Origin of the sequence: Cupriavidus sp. OV096 (genome assembly GCF_900115455.1) — a bacterium.
In the GTDB taxonomy this organism is placed as follows: Bacteria; Pseudomonadota; Gammaproteobacteria; order Burkholderiales; family Burkholderiaceae; genus Cupriavidus.
Window position 1 is genome coordinate 14,617 of the sequence record NZ_FOWM01000007.1, and the last position, 23,314, is coordinate 37,930.

General features: G+C 70.0%; 13 protein-coding genes. 3 read left to right on the forward strand and 10 right to left on the reverse strand.

Annotated elements, in window-relative coordinates:
* Positions 1-259: 259 nt before the first annotated feature.
* Positions 260-2,113 carry a hypothetical protein gene (locus BM115_RS16885; RefSeq protein WP_143093909.1) on the forward strand — a complete coding sequence of 618 codons (1,854 nt, stop codon included), beginning with the start codon at positions 260-262 and terminating at the stop codon, positions 2,111-2,113.
* 33 nt (positions 2,114-2,146) lie between these two features.
* Here the strand turns inward: BM115_RS16885 and BM115_RS16890 are convergent, their stop codons facing one another.
* Positions 2,147-4,414 carry an eCIS core domain-containing protein gene (locus tag BM115_RS16890; RefSeq protein WP_092296293.1) on the reverse strand — a complete coding sequence of 756 codons (2,268 nt, stop codon included), beginning with the start codon at positions 4,412-4,414 and terminating at the stop codon, positions 2,147-2,149.
* Between the two features lie 366 nt (positions 4,415-4,780).
* Here BM115_RS16890 and BM115_RS16895 point away from each other — a divergent pair, with 366 nt between their 5' ends.
* Positions 4,781-5,527 carry a sensor histidine kinase gene (locus tag BM115_RS16895; RefSeq protein ID WP_177219950.1) on the forward strand — a complete coding sequence of 249 codons (747 nt, stop codon included), beginning with the start codon at positions 4,781-4,783 and terminating at the stop codon, positions 5,525-5,527.
* A complete protein-coding gene (locus tag BM115_RS16900; protein WP_092296299.1) occupies positions 5,524-6,168 on the forward strand; it encodes a response regulator in 645 nt (214 codons plus the stop codon). Before BM115_RS16895 ends, BM115_RS16900 begins: the two co-directional genes overlap by 4 nt.
* An 18-nt stretch (positions 6,169-6,186) precedes the next feature.
* Here the strand turns inward: BM115_RS16900 and BM115_RS16905 are convergent, their stop codons facing one another.
* From BM115_RS16905 to vgrG, 9 genes are all read right to left on the reverse strand, one after another.
* Complete coding sequence (locus BM115_RS16905) at positions 6,187-8,790, reverse strand: putative Ig domain-containing protein (RefSeq protein WP_143093910.1); 2,604 nt, start codon at positions 8,788-8,790, stop codon at positions 6,187-6,189.
* On the reverse strand, positions 8,787-10,175 hold the full coding sequence (locus BM115_RS16910; protein WP_092296304.1) for an ATP-binding protein: 1,389 nt from the start codon (positions 10,173-10,175) through the stop codon (positions 8,787-8,789). Before BM115_RS16910 ends, BM115_RS16905 begins: the two co-directional genes overlap by 4 nt.
* A complete protein-coding gene (locus BM115_RS16915; protein WP_092296307.1) occupies positions 10,159-13,113 on the reverse strand; it encodes a contractile injection system tape measure protein in 2,955 nt (984 codons plus the stop codon). The genes BM115_RS16910 and BM115_RS16915 overlap by 17 nt, the downstream gene beginning before the upstream one ends.
* Positions 13,110-15,731 (reverse strand): hypothetical protein, encoded by a 2,622-nt coding sequence (locus tag BM115_RS16920; RefSeq protein WP_143093911.1) that lies wholly within the window; start codon positions 15,729-15,731, stop codon positions 13,110-13,112. The genes BM115_RS16915 and BM115_RS16920 overlap by 4 nt, the downstream gene beginning before the upstream one ends.
* Positions 15,728-16,546: a hypothetical protein gene (locus BM115_RS16925; RefSeq protein ID WP_092296313.1), complete on the reverse strand. Its 819-nt coding sequence runs from the start codon at positions 16,544-16,546 to the stop codon at positions 15,728-15,730. Before BM115_RS16925 ends, BM115_RS16920 begins: the two co-directional genes overlap by 4 nt.
* Positions 16,536-20,720, reverse strand: coding sequence for a baseplate J/gp47 family protein (locus BM115_RS16930; RefSeq protein WP_092296316.1), 4,185 nt, complete (start codon positions 20,718-20,720; stop codon positions 16,536-16,538). Before BM115_RS16930 ends, BM115_RS16925 begins: the two co-directional genes overlap by 11 nt.
* An 11-nt stretch (positions 20,721-20,731) precedes the next feature.
* The gene (locus BM115_RS16935) at positions 20,732-21,151 is read right to left on the reverse strand and encodes a GPW/gp25 family protein (protein ID WP_092296319.1); all 420 of its coding nucleotides are present in this window, start codon (positions 21,149-21,151) and stop codon (positions 20,732-20,734) included.
* 2 nt (positions 21,152-21,153) lie between these two features.
* Complete coding sequence (locus BM115_RS16940; RefSeq protein WP_255370870.1) at positions 21,154-21,426, reverse strand: PAAR domain-containing protein; 273 nt, start codon at positions 21,424-21,426, stop codon at positions 21,154-21,156.
* 98 nt (positions 21,427-21,524) lie between these two features.
* On the reverse strand, positions 21,525-23,312 hold the full coding sequence (gene vgrG / locus BM115_RS16945; RefSeq protein WP_092296325.1) for a type VI secretion system tip protein VgrG: 1,788 nt from the start codon (positions 23,310-23,312) through the stop codon (positions 21,525-21,527).
* Between the last annotated feature and the right edge of the window lie 2 nt (positions 23,313-23,314).

A 23,314-nucleotide genomic window follows, 5' to 3' on the forward strand; every position in this document is an offset into this window, starting at 1 on the left:
AGCACAAGGGCGTACGACTTGGCGGGCGCGGCCTGCACCACCAGATGGGTGATGCAGGCCGCCCAAGCCTTGAGCCGGCGGCCACTTGCGCCCTCAACGGGGCAGCTTGCGCGCGACTCTATCAGCGCCGGCGATATGCCACATCCCCCAATCGGGGGGTGGCTGGTGCGAGCGCATCGAATACCCACCACGGCCCTCGTGGACAACACGCGAGCGGCCTGCTAGTGTCCTCGGCAATCCCAACCTTCCAGCGATCCCAATGCGTGAATCCCTGACGAGGCAGAAAAAGGCCCCTGATCCTCATGCCACGGAACCCGGCTCCGCCGAGCGATCGGCGACGCCGGTGGCGGCGGGCGGCCGGCAGGCGCTGGTCGACCGCTCGCCCCGGCAGTTGCATCAGCGCCAGGCGCTCGCGTCGCTGACTGCCGCCGGCACGTCTCCGGTCCTGCAAGGCAAGTTCGTCTACAAGAAGGATGACGAATTGCGCGACATCAGCAGCCGGGCCGCCGCAGGGAAGCTCGCCAGGGAACTCTATGGCGACGAGGCCACGCCCAGTCAGATCGCCGCCTTGGTTGCGCTCGCCACCAAGGGCGACCATGGTACGCTGAACACGCATGAACTCCTCGACAAGCTCGACGACCCCCGCCTGGAACGGTTCGCGCTGAAACAGATTGGCCGCCGCCTGCATACCACCCGGAACGTGGGCGCGTCTTATCCGGAAGCGCGCTCGCGGACCCATCGGCATCTGGCGCAAGAAGAGCAGGAGGCGAAGACCAAAGCGGAAAACAAGAAGAAGCGCAAGCGTAGCGACGACGACTCGGATACAGAGGCCGTGGAGGCCGATCCGGTGGGCGATTTCTCGTACGTCGACCTCCATTCGATCCTTGCAGCGGCCACCCAGGGCATGGATCCCGAACAGGCCAAGCAGGCCGCCCAGGCCGCGGTGGACAATTTCGAGCGCATGAAGCTCCATGTCGATGTCCGGATGGACGCCGACATCCAATTGATGGTGCAGCATGCCCTGCAATATCAGGCGTTCAATCATCCGCAACTGAAGGGGCGCCGGAAGCAGGGCCCGACCGACGAGGAGGCCGGGCAAAACCGGTTCCGCCAGTTCGAGCTGGAAAAGTCCAAGGCCATGCTGGTGCACGACGCCAGCCACGGCTTCGGCAGGACCCTGCCCCCCAAGCCCACCGAACCGGACCAGCCCGAGCTGGCGTTCTCCGCACTGATGGATGTCAACCGGCCGCTGCCCCAGAGCACCCTCGACGGTGCCACCTACAAGGCCGTTTTCCTCTGCACCAAGCAGATCCTCGAACTCGCCTATCGGGCCCTGCCGGAAAACAAGGCGCCCTCCCCGGAGAATTTCTTCACCCAGCGGCTGCACCTGAACAACGCCTTCGCCCAGCAGATGACCCAGATGGACGGCACGCATCTGACGACGCCGGACGAGGCAACCACCTACGTGCAGAACACGCTCGGCTTCCCGAAGTTCAGCACCCGCGGCGAGGAGTCGGACGATGACCAGTCCGATGCAGAAGACTATGGGACGCACAGCGACGCCAGCGTCATGGACGTCGATGAGAACATCTTCCAGAACAAGCCGAGGATGGACTTGTTCACGGTCAGTCTGGCCACGCTTTCCAAGGTGGCTTCGCAGAAGCAGCTGATCGACGAAATGGACTCGGCGCGCCCGGCGCGCCCCGGCCGCAAAACCGCCGAGGAGCGCGACCGCAAGCATACGAAGCGCCGCAAGCTGCTGAAGCGGCGCGTCGAATGGGCGAACCAGCAGCACGGTACGGACTTCCACGTCACGCGGCTGGAGTCCGACTACCTGAAGCGCAAGAAAGCCCTGATCGACAAGATGGAGACTGGTCTGGAGATGGAACTCGACAAGACCGTGGACACAGACGAGCGCCAGGCGCTGGAGGACAAGCTCACGATGCTGTCCGACCTGCAGGTGACTCTCGACCAGTTCTACACCGACACCTCCGTCAAGTCGCTGCGCGAGAAGCGCACGGCAAGCAAGCGCTGGAAGGCCACGAAGGCCCACAAGCCGATCTTCGGGCCCGTGGGCAGCGAGAAATCGCTCACGGCCTACCTGGACGACTAGAACCAGACGCCGGGCGCCAGCGGTGGCGCCCTGTCACAGCCCCCGCTTTCCGCGTCGCCGCTGGTGGTGGAAGATCCGCCGGTAGGCCTCCGGATAGGTCTCCGGGGAGACCAGCACCAGCGTCCGCACGGCCGTTTTCTGGTCCTCCCGCAGCCCGTTCCAGGCGATATGCATCGCACTCGGCGCCTTGCCGTTCAGGTCCGCCGCCAGCGCCTGCATGCCCTTGTAGTATCCGGCGTTGCGGGGCATGTCCGTGAGCAGGTGCACGTTCTTCGCGCCGGCCGTCTCGGCCAGAATCCGATAGATGATGGTCGACTGGGCCCCCGTGGTGTCTCGCATCTCGTTGTTGACCCGGTCCACATACTCGGGCTTCTGGGTGGGCGCGAAATCAAGGTCGCCCAGAGGCGCGTCGGGGGTTTCCGCCGCGCGTTCCGCCCCGGGCACATAGGTCACGATGAAGTTCTTGTTGCCCTTCATGAGCGCCAGGTTTTCGCCCGATGCCGCCATGCGCAGTTCGTCCACCCGGGCGTCGGCACCATGGACGGTGTTGTTCGAGCCGAGTCCGGTGTAGATCTGGCCCAGGTGCGGCTTTTTCTTGCGAAGGTCGTCGAAGCGCTTCGCCGCATCGGGCGAATTGTTGAACAGGATAATTTCCCACCAGGGCTCGGGATGCGCCTTCTTGAACTGGCTGATGGCCTTGGCGACCGCACCCTCCAGCTTGCCGCTGTATTCGGCCTCCAGCCGCGTCTTCTCATCCTTTTTGCGCTGCTTCGCATTCGGCCCCGTGATCAGGTTGGTTGCCGCCGTGATCTTCTCGTCGGCCTGGTGTCCCTTCATTTCGATTTCCACCCGCAGCGGCTTGCCACTGGCCGTGAAGTAAGACTGCGCGACGCCAAGCGTGCCGTCGAGGAAGCCCCTCAATGTCAGGAATGCGCTGTCGGCACTGGCGGTGCGCTGGATGCCGGTCAGCTGGGCAGCGGTCAGGTCCTCGATATGCGTGTTGTCGCCAACCAGTGCGTGGTGCACCAATTTTTGCGCGTCAGAGAGCTGTTCCTTGATGTTGCCTTCGTGGCTGAGGATCGGCACATCGTCCTGCGACAGGAAGACATCGCACTCGATACCGTCCAGCGACGGTGCCGTGGGGGTGCGCGTGGTCTGGGCATAGGCCGCGTCGAACGCCGACTTCGAGTTTTCCGCGGGGTTGCCGGTGCGGCGCAGATCGGTCTGGCGGATCAGCCCGCCGCGCGTGCGGTTGGTGGGACCATGGCCGCGATGCGCGACGATGCTGACGCCGGGGCGCTCGGCCATTCTCAGGCGCAGCTTGCGCAGTTCAAGCTGGACATCGTCCGAGCTGTGCTGGTTCTCGAGCCAGAAATCGAGCGGCCCGAGCAAACTGTATGCCTCGTAGTCCTGCGGCGTGAGGGCGGTGTCCGGCTTCACGGCCTCCTGGAGTGCGCTGACGCTGTCGCGGTGAATGCCGTCATCGGCCGGCATGGTCGCCTCGGTGAGGCCGAGATCGGTATCGACGGTCACCAGGAAGGTCTTCAGCCCCGTCACCACCGGGTCGATATGGGGCACCGCCCGGTTCTGGTAGAGCGCGCCGGCAAGGCGGTTCAGCTTGCGGAAACGCTGGAACTTGAGCGAGGCATCGAGTGGCGCCTCGGGATGGCCCTCCGCCTGCTTGCCGGCCTTCTTTGTCGCATGCTCGACGTCGCCATACGCGTCTGGCTTTCGCTGGATAGCCCCGTGCGCGGCCGCCACGCCAGACCGGGGCGCTGCCGTGCCCTGCCCCCCTGCCAGCGCCAGGCTGCCCATCCGGTCAGCCTCCCGCTCGAGAGCTTCGTCATCATTGACGGGAATTCCCGCCTTGAGCTGGCGCGTGGGCTGCACGCGGCCTTGCGCCTGTTGCACGACGTGCCACGCCTCGTGGGGCAAGTGATGCGCCTGGCCAGCCGCCAGATGAATGTCGTGGCCCTGGGCATAAGCCAAGGCCTGCGCGCGCGCCGGCGCTGGCGAGTTGTAATGAACCTTCACGTGGTCCATCGACATACCCGAGAGCGCTTCGATCCCCGACTTCAGCTGTGCCGGCAGGCCATCGGACCGCGCATCGGCCATCGCCTGCCGGTCCCGCAGCGCGTTAGCGCGCTCGCCATGGCTGGCGAGGTCCTGGGCCTGCCGCTGGACGGGCGCCTGCAGGCGCCCGTCGTGCATGGCGTCGTGGGCGTTCTCAGGCTCCCGTCGCGCGCGCGGCGATGCGTGGCTGGCTTCGGGGCGATGGGGCTTTTCCACTTTCAGGCGCATGGCAGGTCCGTCTTCTTCCGTCTACTTGAGGGTGGATCCAATACTAGTCAATCGAATGTCACGCGACGATGTCACATGAAGTGGTCGGAGGCGCCAGGGACTAAGCGCCCCGCCATCGCGGCGCGATACGGGATTAAACGCCGCTTACATCTCGATTAAACAAGAAGAAATCGCTCGTTGTTTTACGCGTTTTTTCCGCAGGATGCGCAGCGGGTACGCGATCTATAGTACTGTCCGATACGCGTCGGCCCCCAGGTTCCATCCTGTACGAGGCCGGCCAAAATCCCGGCTGACGGCGCCGCAACCATGCGTCCAATGCAAAGGCATTGCCGGAGAGCTGTTGAGTCTTTTCGGGAATTCGGACGAATGATGAGTGGTTCATTGCCTGTGCCGGCATCGCACTTCGACGATTTGCGTGCCGTCTCTTACCATCGGGGCAGCCATACCGCGCTTGACCCCGCCGCCCGCGCGGCCCTGGCCCAGACATTGCACGACGACCTTGCGCAACGCCTCTCGTTCGCGCTGATCCAGATCGACACGGCCACCCAGGGAGCCGCCGCCGCTGCCGCAAGCACGAGCAGCGACCCGCGCGACGCGGCGCTGCGCCACGGCCGCCAACTCGTCAAGGACGCACTGCGCACCACGCGCGACGTGATTGCCGGCCTGCTCGATGCGGCCACGCCGGCAGCCCCGGAGCCCCCATGCGCGTTTCCGGTGCAATGCGCGCGGATCGTAGAGGCCGCGCGGCAGCAGAGCCGGCAGGGTATCCATATCGATGTCGATGCGGCGCCGCTGCCCGCCGATCCGCCAGCGGCGGTGGCACGTGTGCTGTTGCGCGCGATACGCGAGCTGCTCGCCAACGCCGGCAAGCATGCGTCGGGGGCGCGCGTGGCGCTGGCCCTGCGCGGGGTCGATGGCGCCATCGACATTACGATCGCCGATGACGGCCCCGGCTTCGACGCCGCCCTGCTCCACCAGCCCGCGCGCGGCCACTGCGGCTTGCGCGGGCTGCCGGGCGCGCTGCGCCAGGTCGGGGCGGAACTCGCTCTCGAGACTGCGCCAGGCCGGGGCGTGCGCGCGCGCGTCCGCTGGCCGGGCGCGGGCGCGCCATGACCATCCGCATCGTGGTCGCCGACGACCACGCGATGATCCGCGAGGGCCTGATCGCACTGCTGCAGCGTGAAGCCGACATGGAAGTGCTGGCCCAGGCCCGCAACGGCATCGAGTTGCTTCACCTGGTGCGCTCGGTCCGGCCGGACGTGGCGATCCTCGACATCGGCATGCCGATCATGAACGGCATGGAGGCCATCCGCCGGCTGGCCGCCGAGTCCATGCCGTGCAAGATGCTGTGCCTGTCCGTCAACAACCAGCACCAGGAAGTCATCGCGGCGCTCGACGCCGGCGCATCGGGCTATGTGCTGAAGGAAAACTCCTACGACGAACTGGCCAGCGCCGTGCGCCGCGTGATGGCTAACCAGGTCTACCTGAGCGGCGAGCTGATCGGCGGCGTGCTCCACGCCGCGCGCAGCCCCGCCGCCGTGGAGGTGCCGCTGCGGCTGCCGCAGCTGACCGCGCGCGAGCGCCAGATCGCGCAGCTGTTTGCCGAGGGGCACAGCACCAAGTCGATCGCCCGCCTGCTGTTTCTCAGCGACAAAACCATCGCCAGCCATCGCGAGAACACCTTCCGAAAGCTCGGCATCCGCAGCATCGCCGAGCTGACGCGCTACGCGATGCGCGAGGGCCTGAGCCAGTAGCAAGCGCTTCGCCATGGCTCAGGGCCTCTGCACTTTGGGCTTGAGCAGCGGCACCAGCAGCGCGACGATCACCACCGCCAGTACCGCGAAAAGCAGCTGGTTGCTGAAGTTCGCGGAAGCGAGGTCGGGATCGCAGCGCAACAGCAGCCCGCCGATCACCAGCGGCACAATGCCCGCCACCACGACATAAAGCTGGTACGGCCGGCCCAGCGCGCGCACGCGGCACGAGAGGAGCAACGCGGCCAACGACACGGCCACGATGCCGAGCAGCAGCCAGAACGCCGCGCGCAGCGCCCAGCGCCAGTCGCAGACCAGATTGCACAGCGCGCCCTCGCGCGTCTCGCCCGCCAGGATGGTGCCACGCAAGGTGGTTTCCACCAGGTGGGTGAACGTGGCATCGGCCACCGGCTGCGGCCACAGCGCCACCCCGCCGAAGTTGTCGTTGAAGTAAGCCATGTCGTCGCTCATCTGCTGCGCCTGGCTGCTGCCCACCGACACCAGCGGCAGGATGCGCCGCATCAGGATTGCCCGGTTGGTGCCGGCCAGCGCCGGCGTGCTCTCCACGGCCTCGCGCAGCGTCTTCTTGCTCAGCGTGGTCGGCTCCGGCAGCGCCACCAGGTAACGCACGGTGACATTGGTGTGGGATCGATAGCCACCCGCGCCCACGGCGATGCGACCATCCTGGAACGGCGGATCCTCGGCGCGCACCAGATAGTCGAGCAGCCCGTCGAAGGTCCAGGTAGCAGAGGGAGGGTCAGCCGGCGGCGCCGGCGGCGGAGGCGCCCTGCCCCGTGCGGCGGGCGTGGGCGGATTGGACGGCTTGGGCGCCGTAGCAGTGGCCGGCTCGTCGCCGTGGCGCAGCGCAGGCACGAGGTCCGCCGCCTGGACCATCAGGTTCAGCGTGTAGTGGCGGTGGCGCTGGCGCATCTCGGCAATCAGCGCGTGCACCAGACGGTTGCGGAAGTCGTCGAACGCGGCGTAGCGCGCATCGCCGGGCAACGTCGGTTGGTCGAGGAACAGCGTGATGCCGTCGCCGACATGGCTCTCGCCAGCCAGCCCGGGAACGCGGTCCTCCCAGCGGGTGTCCAGCCGCCGGAGCGGCGTGTCGATCAGCCGCAGCGCCTGCCGTGCGGCCTCCTCGGCCACGCGCCGCCGCTGTGTCTCGGGCAGGCGCAGCAGAAACTGCCAGTCCTTGCGATAGAGCGTCACGTCCAGCTTGCTGCCATAACGGTGGATCGCACGCAGGAAGTCGATCTGCGCCGCATCGGGCGCGAGGGGCGTGACGTTCCCGTCCTCGTCGAACGGCTGCGCATAGCCGACCAGCCGGTCATAGAGCCCGAAGTCGGTCTTTGGCCCGGTCTTCGGGTCGCTCCAGTTCGGCACCATGCCATAGACCTTGCCGGTGGACTCGGACACGAAGCAGTTGCAGCCGGTGCCTGACCAGCCCGGTGCCACGGCCTTGGCGGCATCGTGGCTGGTCATGGCCTGCTCGACCAGCCAGGCGCGTACGCGCGGCGGCAGCAGCGTAGCCGGCAGGTCCTGCCACTTGACCGGCGTCTCGGCCAGTTGGGGTGGCGTCTTCGGCGGCGGGCCCTGCCATGCCGTGAGGCAGCGCTCGCGCCACTGCGCGGCACCGGGGGCGGCCTTGCCGGTATCGAGCGCGACCTTGGCGGTCAGCTCCGCCGCGTAGGTGCAGACACGCGCATCGAGGGCCGCGGTGAACAGCGCGCGCGTCGGGTATTCCACATTGACCAACGGCTGCAACAGTGTGGCCAGTTGGCTGGCGCCGGCCTCGCTCAGTTCGTCGAGGCCATCGGGGTCTGGCGCCGGTGGTGCCGGGGGCGCCGGGGGCGCCGGGGGCTCCGATGCGCCCGCCCCCTCGCCATCGGCCTCGCCCTCCGGCGCCGGCGGTGCCGCGGGCGGGGCGATCTTGCCGAGCACAGCCTCGGTCAGCAGCCACGTATCGATCAGCGTGCGCCCACGCAGCGGGGTTTGCGTGGCCGCGATCGGCACGGTCTGGATCGGCGGATCGGCGGCGGGCGTGGAAGCCGGCCGTGCCGGCGACGGCGCGCGCGGCCCGACCACGTTCAGCGCAAAGCGCTGGCGCACGCCTTGTCCCCAGCGGTCGCGCAGTTCGACCAGGAAGGTGTGCCGGCCGCGTCTCGCCGTGGCACCCTGCACGTTACCGGCCGCATCGAGCGCCAGGCCCTCCGGCAAGCCGTTGTCAGCCGCGCGGAACACGTAGGGCGGCTCGCCACCCGTGGCGCGGAAGCGGTACGTATACGGCAGGTTCTCTACCGCCGCCGGCAGCGTGGTCACAGCCGTCTTTTCGAACGACAGCGGGTCGGCATCGGCAATGCACTGATCGGGCACGGGCTGGCCCGGCGCCACCGCGCACGACAGCGCAGCCGGCGCCGAGGCGACCACCGTCACCACCGCCAGCGGCGCACCGGCCGGCGCGGACGCCGGCACCGCCACGGCAGCCGAAGCCGGCACGGAAGCCGGGGCAGGCGGGGCCACCCCGGCCGATGCCTGCCCCGGCGTTGCCGCCGGGGCAGGCCAGAGCAACCCGAGCCCGGCCGCGAATAGCGCCGCTGCAAGACCCCGCCGCGCTGGCCTCATGGTGTCCTCCCTTCCTTGCGCAGCTCGCGCGCGATGCCGTGCAACAGATGCCCGGCCCCAATCTGCACCGCGCCCTCCCGATGGGCCTGCAAGGCGGCGAAGCGCAGCACGTTGACCATGGCCCCGCCAGACAGCTCATGCCGCTCGGCCAGCTCCGGCAAATCGATATCGGCCGCAAGCCGCCCCGGCTCGCGGATCAGGCTGCGCCACAGCCGCAGCCGCTGGGTTGCATCAGGCATCGGGAAATAGATCATCGACTGAAAGCGGCGCGAGAAGGCCTCGTCGAGGTTCCCGCGCAAATTGGTGGCCAGGATCACTGTGCCCGGGAAGTCCTCCACGCGCTGGAGCAGGTAGGCCACTTCCTGGTTCGCGTGGCGGTCGTTGCTGCTCTGCGTGGCAGAGCGCTTGCCGAACAGCGCGTCCGCCTCGTCGAAGAACAGCACCCAGCGCCGGCTCTGCGCCTGGTCGAACACGCGCGCAAGGTTCTTCTCGGTTTCGCCGATGTACTTGGAGACCACCATCGACAGGTCGATCCGGTACACGTCCACGCCCGCGTCCTGCCCCAGCAGCGTGGCGGTCAGCGTCTTGCCGGTGCCGGGTGGGCCGTAGAACAGGCAGCGGTAGCCGGGTTTGACGGTCCTGGCAAGGCCCCAGGTCTCCATCAGGGCCGGGCCGTCGCGCAGCCAGGTGCGCACGATCTCGATCTCGTCCATCACGTCCGGCGCGAGCACGAGGTCGTCCCACGCCAGCGCCGTGGCGATGCGCCGCGCCGGAAACTGCGCGTTGTAGTCGGGTTTGTGCCAGACGCCGGTCTGCAGGCGTTGGAGCGTCTCGGCGCTGACGCGCAGCGCGCCGCTCAACTGCGGTTCGCCACCGATCTCCCCATCGAGCTGCAGCAGGCCTGCTTGCGCAAACGCATGATCGGGGTCGAACAGGGCCAGCGCGGCGATCCGGGCGGCCAGGTCCTCGCCAGCCAGCAGGAAGATGGCCGTTTCCCCGCTCGGCAGGAAGCCGCCGTGGTGCTGCGCCCGACTGCCGCCGAATTCAGTGAAGCCCCGGTCGAAATCGCGGTTCTTGACGAAAAACAGGTCGAGCGCAGAGGGCCGCAGGTGCGGTGCCAGCGCCAGCGCCAGCACCAGCCGCTCGTGGGCCGCGAGCCCGTGCTGCGTCACGATGACGGACAACGCGCTGCCGGCGGGCAGCGCGGGCGGCGGCGGCACGTCCGGCGCCACCTCGGTTGCGTCGCCATGCGCTGCGGGAGACGCCCCGGCCGGCTGCGCGAAATGCTGCCGGAAGCGGGCATCGAGCGCGGCGACAAGCCAGTCCAGTTCGCGCCGCAACGCCTCGGCGTGCAGGGCAATGTCCACCTCAGCGCCAGTCGACATACAGCGCCTCCTGCATCCAGGGCAGCTTGATGGTGGCGTACGACCACGGCAGGCGGTCCAGCAGCATGTCGAACGGCGCAGGCCGTACCACCAGGCGCCAGTGCGTGCCGGCGGCGGCTTCCTCGCGCACCAACCGGCCTTCGCGGCGCAGGAACGTCTCGCGCAGGCCATCCGGGGAGGTCTGGCCGATCGTCTTCCAGTGGGCGATCACCGCGCCCAGCAGGCTGTCGAGTACCGCGCGCGTCTCCGTGTCGAGCCAGGTCGGGCCTTCCGCAGGCGCGGACAGCGGCTCGCCGAGCGGCATGCCGCAAAGCAGCTTCGGCAGGATGCACTCGGGCTCGCTGGCGTCGTCGTGACCGTGCGCCAGCCACGCCAGACAGCGCACCGCCTTCGATGCCGCCCGCGCATCGCGCAGGCGCGGACCGTCGAGCAGGTCCAGCATGCGGAACAGTTGCTGGCTATAGTTGGCCAGCAACACGAGCCCGGCATCGGACACGTAATGCGTGCCCGTTGCGATGGCGGCTTCCAGCGCGGCGAGTTCGGCCAGTACGGCGGCTTCGGGGCGCGCCGGCGCCGGAGGGGTTGGGCGGTCGGCCACGGGTGAATTCCTTGTCGATGGCGGAAGCGGCCAGTCCAGTGGCTGGCGGGCTTCCCATTGCTCGGTTTCGGTGGGTGCAGCGTGCAAGGCACGGATGGCGCCTGCAGGCAGGGCTGGCGCCGGCAAGGACGCCGGGGCTGCATGCCCACGCCGCCACCAGCGCCCCAGCCGACCCCACTGCCCCAGCTTCGCCAGCTTCACCGCCGGCGCAAGCGGGGGCGTGGCTTCGGGCGCCTCCGGCCTGGCACTGGCCTGCGCCACACGCCGCAGCCACTGGCCAAGCGCCCCTGCGCCGTGGCCCTGCTCGCGATACAGGTACAAGGCATGGCGCCGCGCGAGCGATGCCGCCGTGATCGGCCGCTGCTCCACCAGTACATGGTGTGCGAGAAAGCGCCAGTGGCTGCGCGCCCGCGCCGCTGCCGAGAGGTCGGGACCCAGCAGCGCCGCGGTCTGCGCCAGCGCGGCGCTGGCCTCGCGCAACGTGCCAAGCTCGCGCGGGAACAGCACGCCCAACAGCGCCCAGCGCTGTGTGGGCCGCGTCACCGCAATCCAGTCGGCACACAGCGCGGGATCGGCCAACCAGCTCGTCGCCTGCCGCCGCACCATCCAGTCCCGCCGCGCGGCGGGACGCTGCGGCAAGGCGAGCAGATGGGCAATCCGCAGTGTGCGGGAAGCGATGCGGTGAATCGCGTCCCAGTCGAGCCGGCCGGCCAACGCACGAGGCGTCTGTGGCGCATACGTCGCCGGCCTTGCCGTCGATCCCTGCATGGCCTGGACAGCCTGAGGGCCTGGAACGGCCTGGATGGGCGCCGATGAAACCGCTGCAGCCGCTGAAGCCACTGAAGCCGCCGGGCGGCGCGACGGGCGATGGTCAGGCTGCCATGCCCGCAGCGCGCGCTGCCACAGCCGTTCCCAGCGCCGCTGGTCGGTCGGTGCGCGCTCGCCCAGCGCCAGTTGCCGCAGGCTGTACGCCGCGAGCCACGCTTGCAGCGCCGAGACGCCCCCGGGTCGCGCGGCGCGGCCCACGCCGGCCGGGCGGGCCAGCGCGGCCAGCGCAAACTGCCGCAGCGACTCGGCCCAGTGCACGCCGAGGCTCGCGCCGCGCGCCGCGTCGTCGCGCGGTGCGAGCGCCCGCAGCACACGGCCAGTCAGCGGCGCGCCGTGCCGCGCCAGCCACTGTTCGGCCTGCCCGTCCCGCAGCACCAGCCCACGCAGCCGGGCCCGCAGCACGTCGGGTTCGCGTCGATACAGATCCTGCAGCAGCACCTCCAGCGCCGCGCCGTGCAGTGGCACGCTACCGTCCAGTGCGGTGCCAAGCCGTTCCAGCGCGGCATCCAGCGGTCGCCGCGCGTGCTCGGGCGCGCCCCCCGGCATGCCTGGGGCGAGGCGCGCAGGCACCGGGGCCAGCATCGCGCCGGGAGCCACGGTGTCGATAACGCCAGCAAACAGCAGGGGGGCGAGCGCGGCATCGTTGGCGCGGCCCGGTGGTTGCCGGCGTGCGGGCCGCCACGCGCCCAGTCCGCCCTGCCCCAGTTGCCGCGCCAGTGCGGCGCCAAGCTCGCGCCGCAAGCGCTGGATGCCATCTGCGCCAAGGTGCCCGGCGTGCCGGTCCCACAGCGTGCGGAACGCCGCCACCCGCCACGCCTGCTGCAGCTGCTGCACCTGATAGGCGCTGAGGCGACCGCGTGCCTGGAGCGGCGCGAGGATCTGCGCGTCCAGCATGTCGAGGCTCTCGGCCAGTTCCCGATGGCGAATCGCCACCAGCGCCTGCAACCCCTGGTACGGCGTGATCTGGCTCAGGCGCGCGAGCACGTAGTCCGCGGGGCGCAGCGCGCGCAGCAACGACCACAGGCGCGGCCCCGTGCGCCGTGCCAGCGTGGCCAGCCACGCCGACAACCCACGCCCCGCCATCGCACTGCGAGACCACGGCAGGTGTCCGTGGCGCAGATAGAAGAGGAAGTGCTCCAGCCGCTGGTGGTCCGCCGGCCTTGGCGCCATGCCGGCCAGCGCGGCGGCGTCCGCACGCATGCCCCCTCCGCGCTGGCGGTGACGCGCGCTATGCAGTGTGTTGTGCAGCGCGTCGGCCAGCTGGCGCTCGAGAATGGCTGACCACTGGCCGAAGCTGCCATCCGCTGGCATCGGGCCGGTGTCGATTTCGAGCCGCTCAATTTGCCACACCTCGCCCGGCACGGAGAGGCGCGAAAACACACGGGCAATCGTCGCCCGCCCGGGCCCGTTCAGGAACGCGCTGAGGCGGGCCTGATGGGCGCGCGCTGCCTCGCGGTCGTCGGAGCCCAGCGCGTGCCAGGTCAGCGTCTCGATCGCATGCGCCTGCCTCATGGCTGGTCTCCCGCCAGGGCGGCCAGCCGCCGCCGCAGCCGCGCGGCGCAGACGTCGAGCTGCGCCACGGCGGCGCTGTCGCGGGCGTGGGCCATGCGGGCGTCCAGCCATGCCGCGAACTCCCGCTCGAAGGCGGCCAGCGCGGTGGTGTCGAGCCAATGGACGTCCGGCTTGACATGCGCCGGACAGCCGAGACCGATGGTCTCCGTTGCGAGATCGCGAAAGCTCCGGTCCGCGCCGCGTGCGGTCCATCCCGCCAGCACCACGCTGATCCGGTGGGCGTAGAAGGTTTCGGGCACGTCCGGCTGGCCGCCATCCTGCCCCAGCGGGCGCAGCAGGATGTGTTCGACCAGATGAAGACCTTCCGCCTCGCGCTGCACGCGGCAGGCCAGCTCATGCAGGTAGAGCGCGGGTGCCAGCACGCCGCCGGGTCCGTCGCGCACCGGCAGCGGCCACCAATGGCCCGCTTCGTCCGGCCCCAACCACAGTTCCGGCCCCGATGCCCCTTCCACGCGGTGATAACGCCCGGCATGAACTGCGCAGCGGAACAGTGCTGCCGGCAGCGCCTGCGGCGCCAGTTGCGGGAAGTGAAAAGCCAGCCGTTCATGCACCTGGCGCTCGGCCAGGTCTTCCTCGTAATGCGCGACAAGCCGCGCGCGTGCCGGCGGGTACATCACCAGCAGCTCGGGGTGGTCGGGCGCGCCCGCCTGGGGTGTCGGGCGGGTGGCGGGGGCGATGGGCGGCTGGGCGACGTGCGGCGGGCGTTCGTCGAGGGCCAGCCCGTGGCGCGCCAGCACGCCCGCGAGGCGCCGGCTGTGCGTCTCGGCGAAGCCGAGCAGCAGCCCCACGCGCTCCTGCAGCGGCGCGGTATTGCCCCGCCGCCCCAGTGAGGGGCGGCTGTAGTCGAAGCCGCCGGCGCGGTCCCGCGTATGGCGCACGATCCGCTGAACGAAGCGCCGCTTGCAAGTCAGCAGATGGGCCTGCCAGGCGGCGCTATCGTAGTACACGCCGAATCGCTGGATGCTGTGCTGGTCGCACGATTCGCCGTGCAGCGCCAGCATCAGGTCCAGCACGCGACTGCGTCGCTCGGGTGCGTCGTCTTCCTGGCTGAGCGCCGCCTGCACGGCCGCCGGCGTGTCGGCCGGCACCCCGGCCAGGCCGGGGATGTGCGTGGCGTCCAGCGGCGTCCACCAGTAGCTGTCGGCCGACGCGCGTGCCACGCTGAACAGTGCCCGCAGGTGCTGGGTCTGCGCGCTGCCGTGCGCCAGCCATTGTTCGAGCAGGGCAAGATAGGCGCCGAACTGGGCCTGCCGTACCGGGTCGGCCTTCGGCGCGAGGTGAGCCTCCCGATAGAGCGGTGGCAAGTGGTGCCAGCTCGACAGGTAGGGGGCATCGGGCAGGTAGTGTCCGGTGGGCCGCCGCAGCAACTGGCCTGCATACGGCGCCGTACGTGGCGCTGTCAGGGCGACGCGCGCAGCCTGCCGAGCATCGGCCAGCCGTACCAGCAGGGCATGGGTATCCAGATGGAGCCGGCTGCCGCGCCGGCTGACTTCCCAGCGTGCCAGCGCATCGGCATCTTCCGGCCAGCGCAATTGCAGCGCCCAGTCCGGGCCCTGCCACGGCAGGCTGTCGCCGGCCTCGTCATGGGTAACGTCCGTGGCCGGGGCGTCAAGTGGCACGAGCCGTAGCGTGCTGATGTCGGCCACGCCGTCGATCTCGCGGAGTGCGCGTGCGAGGTCGCTGAAGTAAAGCCGGTTGGCCGGATCGTGCCGAAGGTCTTCCGTGGCCATCCAGCCGCACTGCACGGCGGGGCCGTCGAACAGTTCGTCGGTGGGCAGCACGCGGCCCTGGGCGTCGCGCTGGGCGAGGCGGGCCTGCACTGGCTGGCGCGGCGGCGCGGCACCGACGATGTCGGCACAGCGGCGCACCAGTTCGACGAGGATGTCGCCAAGCTCGCGCGGGCCTTCCACGCTGAGGCGGATCTCCAGCGCGCACCAGCGCGGGCGCAGGATGCCGGGTGCGCCATCGAGATCCTCGGCCAGGTTGCGCTGGGCCAGGTAGGCGCGCACGGTGTCGCGCGCGGCGGCCTCGCCGTCGCCATCAGCCACGCGCAGCGCCATCTGCCATCGCCCGTCCGCTGCGGGCATGCGCAGGCGCAACTGGCGTACCGCCGGCACGCGGTCCAGCAGGTAGCGCAGCCAGTCGGCTTCGGTGGTCGGCCGGCACGGCAACGCTTCCTCCGCGCCGTGGAGCGCGTGGCGGCGGTAATGGATGCGGCCATCGGGCGCGGTCAGCAGGTCGGCCACGTCGGCGTCCGCGGCGAATACGCCTTCGGTCATCGCGTAGCACAGCGACTCGAGCAGCGTGACGCCGGGGTCGTGGAGGTTGTAGTCGGTCCAGAGCTGGCCGCTGGCCGCCTGCGAGAGCGCAATGCCCCGCGCGCGCAGGTCGGGATAGCTGAACGGCGCGTCGCCGTACAGCCGTGCGATGGCGGCCGTACCGAGCGCGTCGGCATCCACTGCGCCAGGTGGCAACACGGTGCCGCGTGGCGGCGGATCGGTGGAAGCGCCCGGACCCGACATCGGCCCGGTCATGGGTGCGGGGTTGGTTCGGCTCACGGCTGGCCTCCGCTCATGTGCGGATCGAACCAGAGCTGGGTCAGCTGCGCCTGGATCTGCACGTCCGGCCCGAAATCGCAGCCGGTGCGGATCTGCAACCGGTACGTGGCATTGCGCCCGCTGGTGCCGGTCCAGCGCAATTCGAGCTTGTCGCAGCGGCGGCTGTAGTAGCCGTGCGTGCAGCGGATGCCGCGCTTGCGGTTCAGGAAGTCGAACAGTCCAAGCGTGGGGTTGTAGGTGTTGACGGCGATGGCGTGGACCATCCCGAAGCGGCCCTTGCCGCGCAGCCCCGCGCCGGCCATGACCTCGAACGCCTGACAGCCCTCCAGGTCGTCGGTCAGGTCTTGCCACGTGCCATCGGCGCGCAGCGGGGTCGCATGCGTGCGCCCGAACGCGCCCTGGCGCCCCCGGCTGCGCACCGCTCCGGCCACGTCCAGCGTGGCCGCAGGCTGCTCCGTGCCGATGCCGATACGCCGCGCCTGGTCCAGGCACAGCAGCGCCGGCCCCACCTCGCCCTCCTCCTTGCCCTCCCCTTCACCGGCACCGGCCGCGCGGCCCTGCACCAGCAGCGCGTCGCGCTCACCGCCGAAGCCGATGCGCCAAGCGGGCCGCTCGGGGTCCTGGTCGCGAAAGAAGCTGATCAACGCATCGTGACCAACCGGCGAATAGACCTCGAAACCATGTTCCACCGTCTTGCGGAAGCCCTCGTCGCTCATGTTGAGCATCGAGTCGATCAGATCGGCGAAATGGTCCTCGTCAGGCAGCGCGCCTTCGCGGAAATAGCGTTTGAGGGATTCTCGGTTCCTACTGGTCATCTCGCTCCTGCGCGGAAGACGTCGGCAGCGAACGGCCCACGATGAAGGTATGGCCCACCTCGAGCCGGGCGATGCCGGTGCGCTGCGGCACCAGCGGGCCGACCTCGTCGCGCAACTCGATCAGGTGACGCCGCGTGGGCAGCAGCAGGCTCCACGGCTGCGCCGGGCGCAGCGTGCGCGCCTCGCCGTGGGTCACGTGCGTGGCGGTGTCGCGCAGCGCGTTGAACTGGCTGTCGTTGCGCACGATATGGAGCATCGACACACGGCCCACGGCGGCCACGCCGGGCTGGCCGCGCAGGAACGCTTCCACGGCCTCCGCGCGCACGCTCCAGTCGAACTCCGCGCCGAGCCCATCCGCATGCCACGGCGACAGGTATTCGACGATCGCCCGGTTCAATTGGCGCACCGCCGCGCCGGGGTGGGCGTCGGCGCGCAGCTGCACGATGCAGCGCAGCTGCGCGCGCTCGTAGGCAGCGTTGCGCACCCGCACGGCCGCGCCGGGCGGCGCACACGACTGAAGGTGGCGCTGCATGGCGTCGAGCACGGCGGCGTCGAAGCGCGGGGCTTCGGTGCTGCGAAACAGGTCGCCCGAATGCGGATGCGGCACCACCACAATCAGCACCTGCCCGGGATGGTTGGCAAGGTGGCGATGGCGCGTACTGCGGTTGGCCGCCGTGTCGTCGTCGATCGTTACCTCGTGGTGGGGGAAGCACTTGGCCTTCCACACCGCCGGGAAGGCATCGAGCACCAGCCGCTCGTAGTCCCAACGCGTGACCGCGCGCGCCTTGTGGCGCAACCGCTCGGCACCGCGCTGGCGCACCGCCTCAGGGCGATCGGCGGCGCGCCAGCCCTCGGACGGGCCGACCTGCACCACCGCGCCGAGACCCGGCACGCTGCGCTCGGGGCGGTCGATGCTGCCCGGCGGCAAGGCTACCTGCACCGCGTCCGGGGCGATGCCGGCATCGGCCGGGGCACAGCGCGTGGCGTGCACGGCGTGGGCGTGCACGCCATGGAGACCCGCCAGCCGCAGGAAGCCCCAATCGGCACTGAGCCGCAGCCAGTACGCCTGGCCGGCGGGACGCGACACAGCCAGGCAGTCCGTCGCCATGCCGGCCGGCAGGTTGAGCCGGACGATGCCCGGGCGCAGCATGCCCTGCGTGCCGTCGCTGACCAGCGCGTGCGCCGGCAGCGGCTGCCAGCCACCGTCCCGCCACGCCGCCCAATGCAAGGCTGGCTCGGCATCGGCCCAGCGCCCGGCCGCTGCCTCCCTGCGCAGGTGGAAGAACAGGCTCAGCGCCCCCTGTGGATTGCCGCCGGACAGGCCGATGTAGAGATTGCCGTCATGGGGGAAGCGCGGCAGCAGCGCGGGCGGCTGGCCGCCAGCTCGCGCCATCGGCGAAACGCCGAACGGATGCAGGTGATAGGCCGCCTGCACCAGCCCATCGACATGGCCGCCGTTCGGCTCCCCGACGAGGTCGATGTCCTGGCTGGCCTGGTAGCGCAGGGACAGGCTTTCCAGCACCGGCGTGTAGGGTTCGCGCGGGAGCGGACCGGCGCGCTTGCGCCGCGCATTGCGGGTGAGCGCTGCGCCGAGGAGCGCCGGATAGGCCGCGTGGCCAAACGCGCCGGCGGGCTGGCTCAGATCGAATCGGAAGAAACCGGCGCGCGTGCCGAGGCCATACTGGAACGGCTGGCCCGGGGCGACCGGTGCGGCCGCGCGCTGGAACCGGCGCAGCACCGTGCTCGGGAACACCAGCCGGTGGCCGGGCACCAGGCGCTCGCCGCGGCCATCGCCGTCGTGCGTGCTGAACAGCGACAGCACCGCAGTATCCGCACCGCGCCATTGCCCATCGGTCAGCACCTGCGCGCCGGCACCGAAGTCACTGGCCGACCAGTCGCCGGGATAGCCTGCGTACTGCTCGGGAAAGCCGCCCGGCGCGGTGGGCAGGCCCGACCATTTCAGGTCGACCTGCAGCGCCTGTAGCGGCTTGCAGGCCAACTCGGCGCTGCCCAGGACCAGATGGCTGCCGACGGCAGGCGTCGGGCCGAACGGCAGGAACGGTTTGGAGGGGTCGAGGCGCCCAAGCTGGTTGTAAAGCACCACGTCGCGCATGTCCTGCACGCTCACGCTGAGGCGCATATCGTGGACCGCGTACTGCGCCAGCAGGCCGTGCGCAAAGAGCCGGCTCTGCGTGCGCAGCATGCACTGCAGCACGGCTTGCGCCGGCCACGGCGCGCCATGACTGGCGGGCTGGCACGGCACCACCGGGGGCTGCTCGGGGCCGAGCCGCAGCGTCAGTTCGATGGCCCCGCCGGCATGGTCGCCGCTGCCGGGCCGCCGGCGTGTGAAGACCGTGTCGATGCGCAGCCAACCCGTGGGCACGCTCAACTGGACGTGCCAGACATCGGCGAACACCCGCTCGAAGATCAGCGCGCGGTCCGGCAGCGCGCCGGCCTGCGCGGCGTCGCGCGGTGGGTGGATCAGGATCAGCGGATCGTCGATCTCCACGCGGCGCCCCGCGCGTGACGGATCGAGCCTGGCGGCGTGCGCGCGTAGTGCGGTGAGATCGGCGGCGCGCAGGTCTTCCTCGCCTGCCACGAGCCAGGCCGCGAACAGCCGCCCCAGCCGTTCCGCGAACCGCTCGGCGTCGGCGCAGGCCAGGCAGGCCGCGAGCAGGTAGGCCAGTTGCACGTCGGACCCGAAATCCGGCGAGCGCGCCCAGGCTTCCTGGGCCAGCGTGGCGGGCTCGGACGATTCAGCGGGCGCGGGGGCCGGCGTTGCGCGTGGACGTGGGCGTGGCGGAAACTGCTGGCGCTCCCGCGCCGCGTAGCGCTGGAACAGATCGGCGAGCCAGTCGACGGTGCGCGCCGCGTGCGCGGTGCGCAATGCGCGTTGCAGCGCCGGATCGTCGCTGGCCGGATGCGACAGCTGCAGCCGGACGCGGATCTCGCGCTGGCCCTCGCGCAGCCGCAGCAGCGGGGAGGCAATGGCGAAGCCGAGCCGCGCGTCGTGCGCCTGCGCGGCCGAGTCGCGCACGGCGCCCCCCAGCAGCGGCCACCACGGCGCACGTTCGGCATACGCGGCCTCGGGCGGCAGGAGCGGCAGCGTTTCGACCTGGATGCGCGTGGGATAGTCGAATTCCCGCTCAGGCGAAATGCTCGGGTCGCGCGCCACACGCAGGCTGCACAGCATGGCGACCGCGGTATCGGTCACCGTCAGCGCGGTATCGGCGGCGAAAGCCAGCGCGCGGCCCTGCGCGTCCTTGCCGCCCAGGAAGCGCGTACCGGCGTCGATATCGACCGGCCCGGCATAACGCGGCGCACGGCCCAGCAGCAGGTGCACCGATTCGGGCACCGCCGGGCGCGGGGACAGGCGCAGCACGTCGCGGTAGTAGAAATCGATCAGCCGGTCCGGAAAGCGGTTCAGCGGCGCGCGGCTGTACTGGAACAGCTGGAGCGCCGTCAAAAGCAGGCCCATTGCGGGCTCGTGCCGGCCGGTGGCAAGGCTGGGCCCGAGCCGCGCGCGTGCCAGCGGCTGCAGCCGCGCGATGGCCAACCGCATGGCCAGCCAGGCACGGCGCAGCCACTGCCGCCGCGCGGCGGCATCGTCTTCGGGCAACGTGCCGGCCAGAGGGGCGTCGGCGTGGGCGCCATGCCCGGCCGGCATCGCCCAGGCCGGGTGCAGCGTGCCGCCGCCGTGGCCGAAGGCGTCGATGCCGGTGCGCAGCACGCTCGCCAGTCCCTGGGAGATCTGCGCGTAGAGCGCCTCGCGCAGCGCATCGCCCATGCCGTTGCCGTCGGCCACGGGCGGCTGGTCCCCCACGCCGTGAGCGATCACGCCCTGCCCGCCGAGCCACCAGCACCAGCCGTCGTAGGCGCGCACCAGCTGCCAGATGCGCGCCCACAGCGCGCCCTCGCCTTCGCTGTCCAGTGCGGCCAGGAAATCCCGTTCCAGACGCTCAAGCGGGAACGATGCCAGCTCGGCCAGCAGGATGGATTCGTCCTGGCGCAGCACGGTATCCCAGTTGGCGTCGCCGCCCGCCCCGAAGCACAACCCGCGCGCCTGCGCCAGGGTGAGACGCAGGCGGTCCGCCAGACCGAACTCGTCCGGCAGCAGGTGGTGCGATGCGAGCGCATCGGCCAGGCGGTCCTCCTGACGCGTACCGTTTGACATACCGCGCCGCCTCAGTACATCCGGACCGGCTCGGTGGCCTGGTCGAGATAGAGCGGATAGACGAGGTTGTGCCGCGTGTTCGTGGTGCGGACGATGTAGCACACCTGCAGGTCCACGCGGCCTTCCAGCGGCAGCACGTCGGCGTCGATCCGCTCGAGCAGGATGCGCGGCTCGAAGAACAGGATCGCCCGGCGGATCAGTTCCTTGAGTTCCGTCAGCGTGCTCTCGTTGAGGGTGTCGAAGACCGCGCGGCGCACGCTGCAGCCGTAGGCCGGCAGCATCACGCGCTCGCCCGGATAGGTGCCGAGCAGGATGCGCAGGCTTTCCTCGATATCCTCCACGCCGGCCACCATGCCGACCTGGCCGTTGCGCGGGTCGAAGCGCAGCGGGAACTGCCAACCCCGGCCCAGGAACGGACTCGTCTCGTTCATCGTCAGCCTCCGATGATGACCGTGGGCAGGCCCATCACCACCGTGCCGCCGTGGGCCGTGGTGTCGCCCACGCGTGCCGCCGGGCGGCCGCCGATGATGACTGTGGCCGAGCCTTGCACGATGACGTCGGGCGGGCCCACGCAGACCGCGTTGTCGCCAACCACGGCGGCCGGCAGCTTGCCGATCAGCACTGTCGGCACGCCGGGGCCGATCACCGGCCCGCCCACGTGGGGAATGGGCGGGAGGCCCGGGGTCTGCATCGGACAGGCGTGCATGTCGGTCAAGCGGGCGGCGGGAGGCATGGCGGCAGGCAGTGGGCTCGGTTCGGTTCGATTCGATTCGGTTCAGTAAGGTGCGGGGCGGCCGGTGGGGCTCAGTTGATCATCACCATGGCCCCCTGCACCGTGGTCTGGCCGGCGGCGGACAGCTCGGCCGTGGCGCCGCCCTTGCCTGTGAAGCCGACCTGTGCCTCGCATTGCACATTGAGCCCGGCGGCCTTGACGTCGGCCTGTGCCGTCAGTTCGATCGACACATTCGCGCTCATGCGGATGCTGCCCTGGGCGGTGAGCGTGATGTCGTAGGGACTGTCGCAGGCAATGCCGGCCTCCGAGAGCTTCACGCTGTTGTTGTGCTGGTCCTGCAGCAGGATCGACTGCGCGGTGTCATCGAACACGACCTTGTTCTTGCCCGGCGTGGTAATGGTCACGGTCTTGTTCTTCTCGTCGAACGCAATCACGTGGCGCGCGCGGGTCACGATGGCCTTGGTGTCGTTGGCGGCCTCGATGGCATACGGCGGCACATGGTTGGCGCTGTAGACCGCGCCGATCACCACCGGGTGGCAGGGGTCGTCGTTGAGAAAGCCGACGATGACCTCGTCGCCGACCTCGGGCAGGAAGAAGGCACCGAAGCCGTTCGACGCATAGCCCTGGATCAGCCGGGCCCAGACGCCCTGTGTCTGCGCCTGCGTGACCGGCAGCGAGATCTGGATGCGCTGCGCGTTGAGCGGGTCGCCGTCCAGCTTGAGCACCACCCCGATCTGCAGGCCGCCGATGCCGGGCAGCAGCCCCGACGCGGGCGGCGCCACCACGTCGTGCTGGAGGGGGTGCCAGGCCGGATCGAGGCCGAACTCGACATCGGTGTGCCAGAAGCCGCCCACCAGCGCATGCTCCACTGCGGTGACGTAGACCGCGCCAGAGAAGCGCTGGCCCACCCCGCTGACCTGCACCAGCACACCTGGCCGGGCCAGGGCCGTGCCCATGCAGCGCAGATGGCCACGAATGCGCGCCAGCTCGGCGCGGGTCTGCACGCCCTTGGCCCAGCTCGTCAGCATCTGTGGCGACTGCGTCGTGGCCGTGCGCAGCGGCATGACGGACAGGCCGATGACATCGGCCAGCGTGGCGCTGTCGAGATTGCCCTGCGCGTTGAACGGCGTCGGCGCGGCCGCGTCGCCCTGGACGATGGCCTGCGCAGCCGGGTCCCAGGCGGTGGCTTGCACCGACTGGTACTGCAGCCGGGCGTCGATGTCGGCATCGAACTCGTACAGGTCGAGCCCCCACGTCACGCCGAACGCGACGGCGCCGCCGGCCTGCGGCGTCTGGACGTTGACCGTACCGTCCTCCACGTCGACGAGCATGCCGTTGAACTCGGCGCGCGCCAGCAGGAAGTCCCAGTCCGAACTGTGGAACTGAACCATCTCGCCATAGCTGCCCACGGTGGTGTCGACCTTGGCCGTCAGCCCGTGTGCGCCAATCAGCGTGGACAGGACGTCACTGTCGGTGCTGTCGATGAAATTGGCATTGTTGCGACCAACGGTCATCTTTACCGCGGCGTCGCGGCATTCGATCACGAGCCGCGAATCGTTCTGGCCCTCGATGCGTACGCCGTGGCGGATCACCACGCCACTGAAGATCTGCGCCTCGTCGTTGCCGAAACCAGCGCTGATGGTCACCCCGCTGCCGGGCGCGAAATCTGCGGAGTCGCCGCAGGCGAAGGTGCCGGTGGGCATATCGCCGTCGCGGATCACGATCTCGGCCCATGGGATGCGGTTGAACGCGCGGCGCACGGTCACCGAGACCACGGCGAGATCCGGCTGCGCTGTGCCGTTGGCGCTCACGGTGAGGCGCAGCACGCCATCGGTGTCGATCGACGGATAGGTTGGCATGC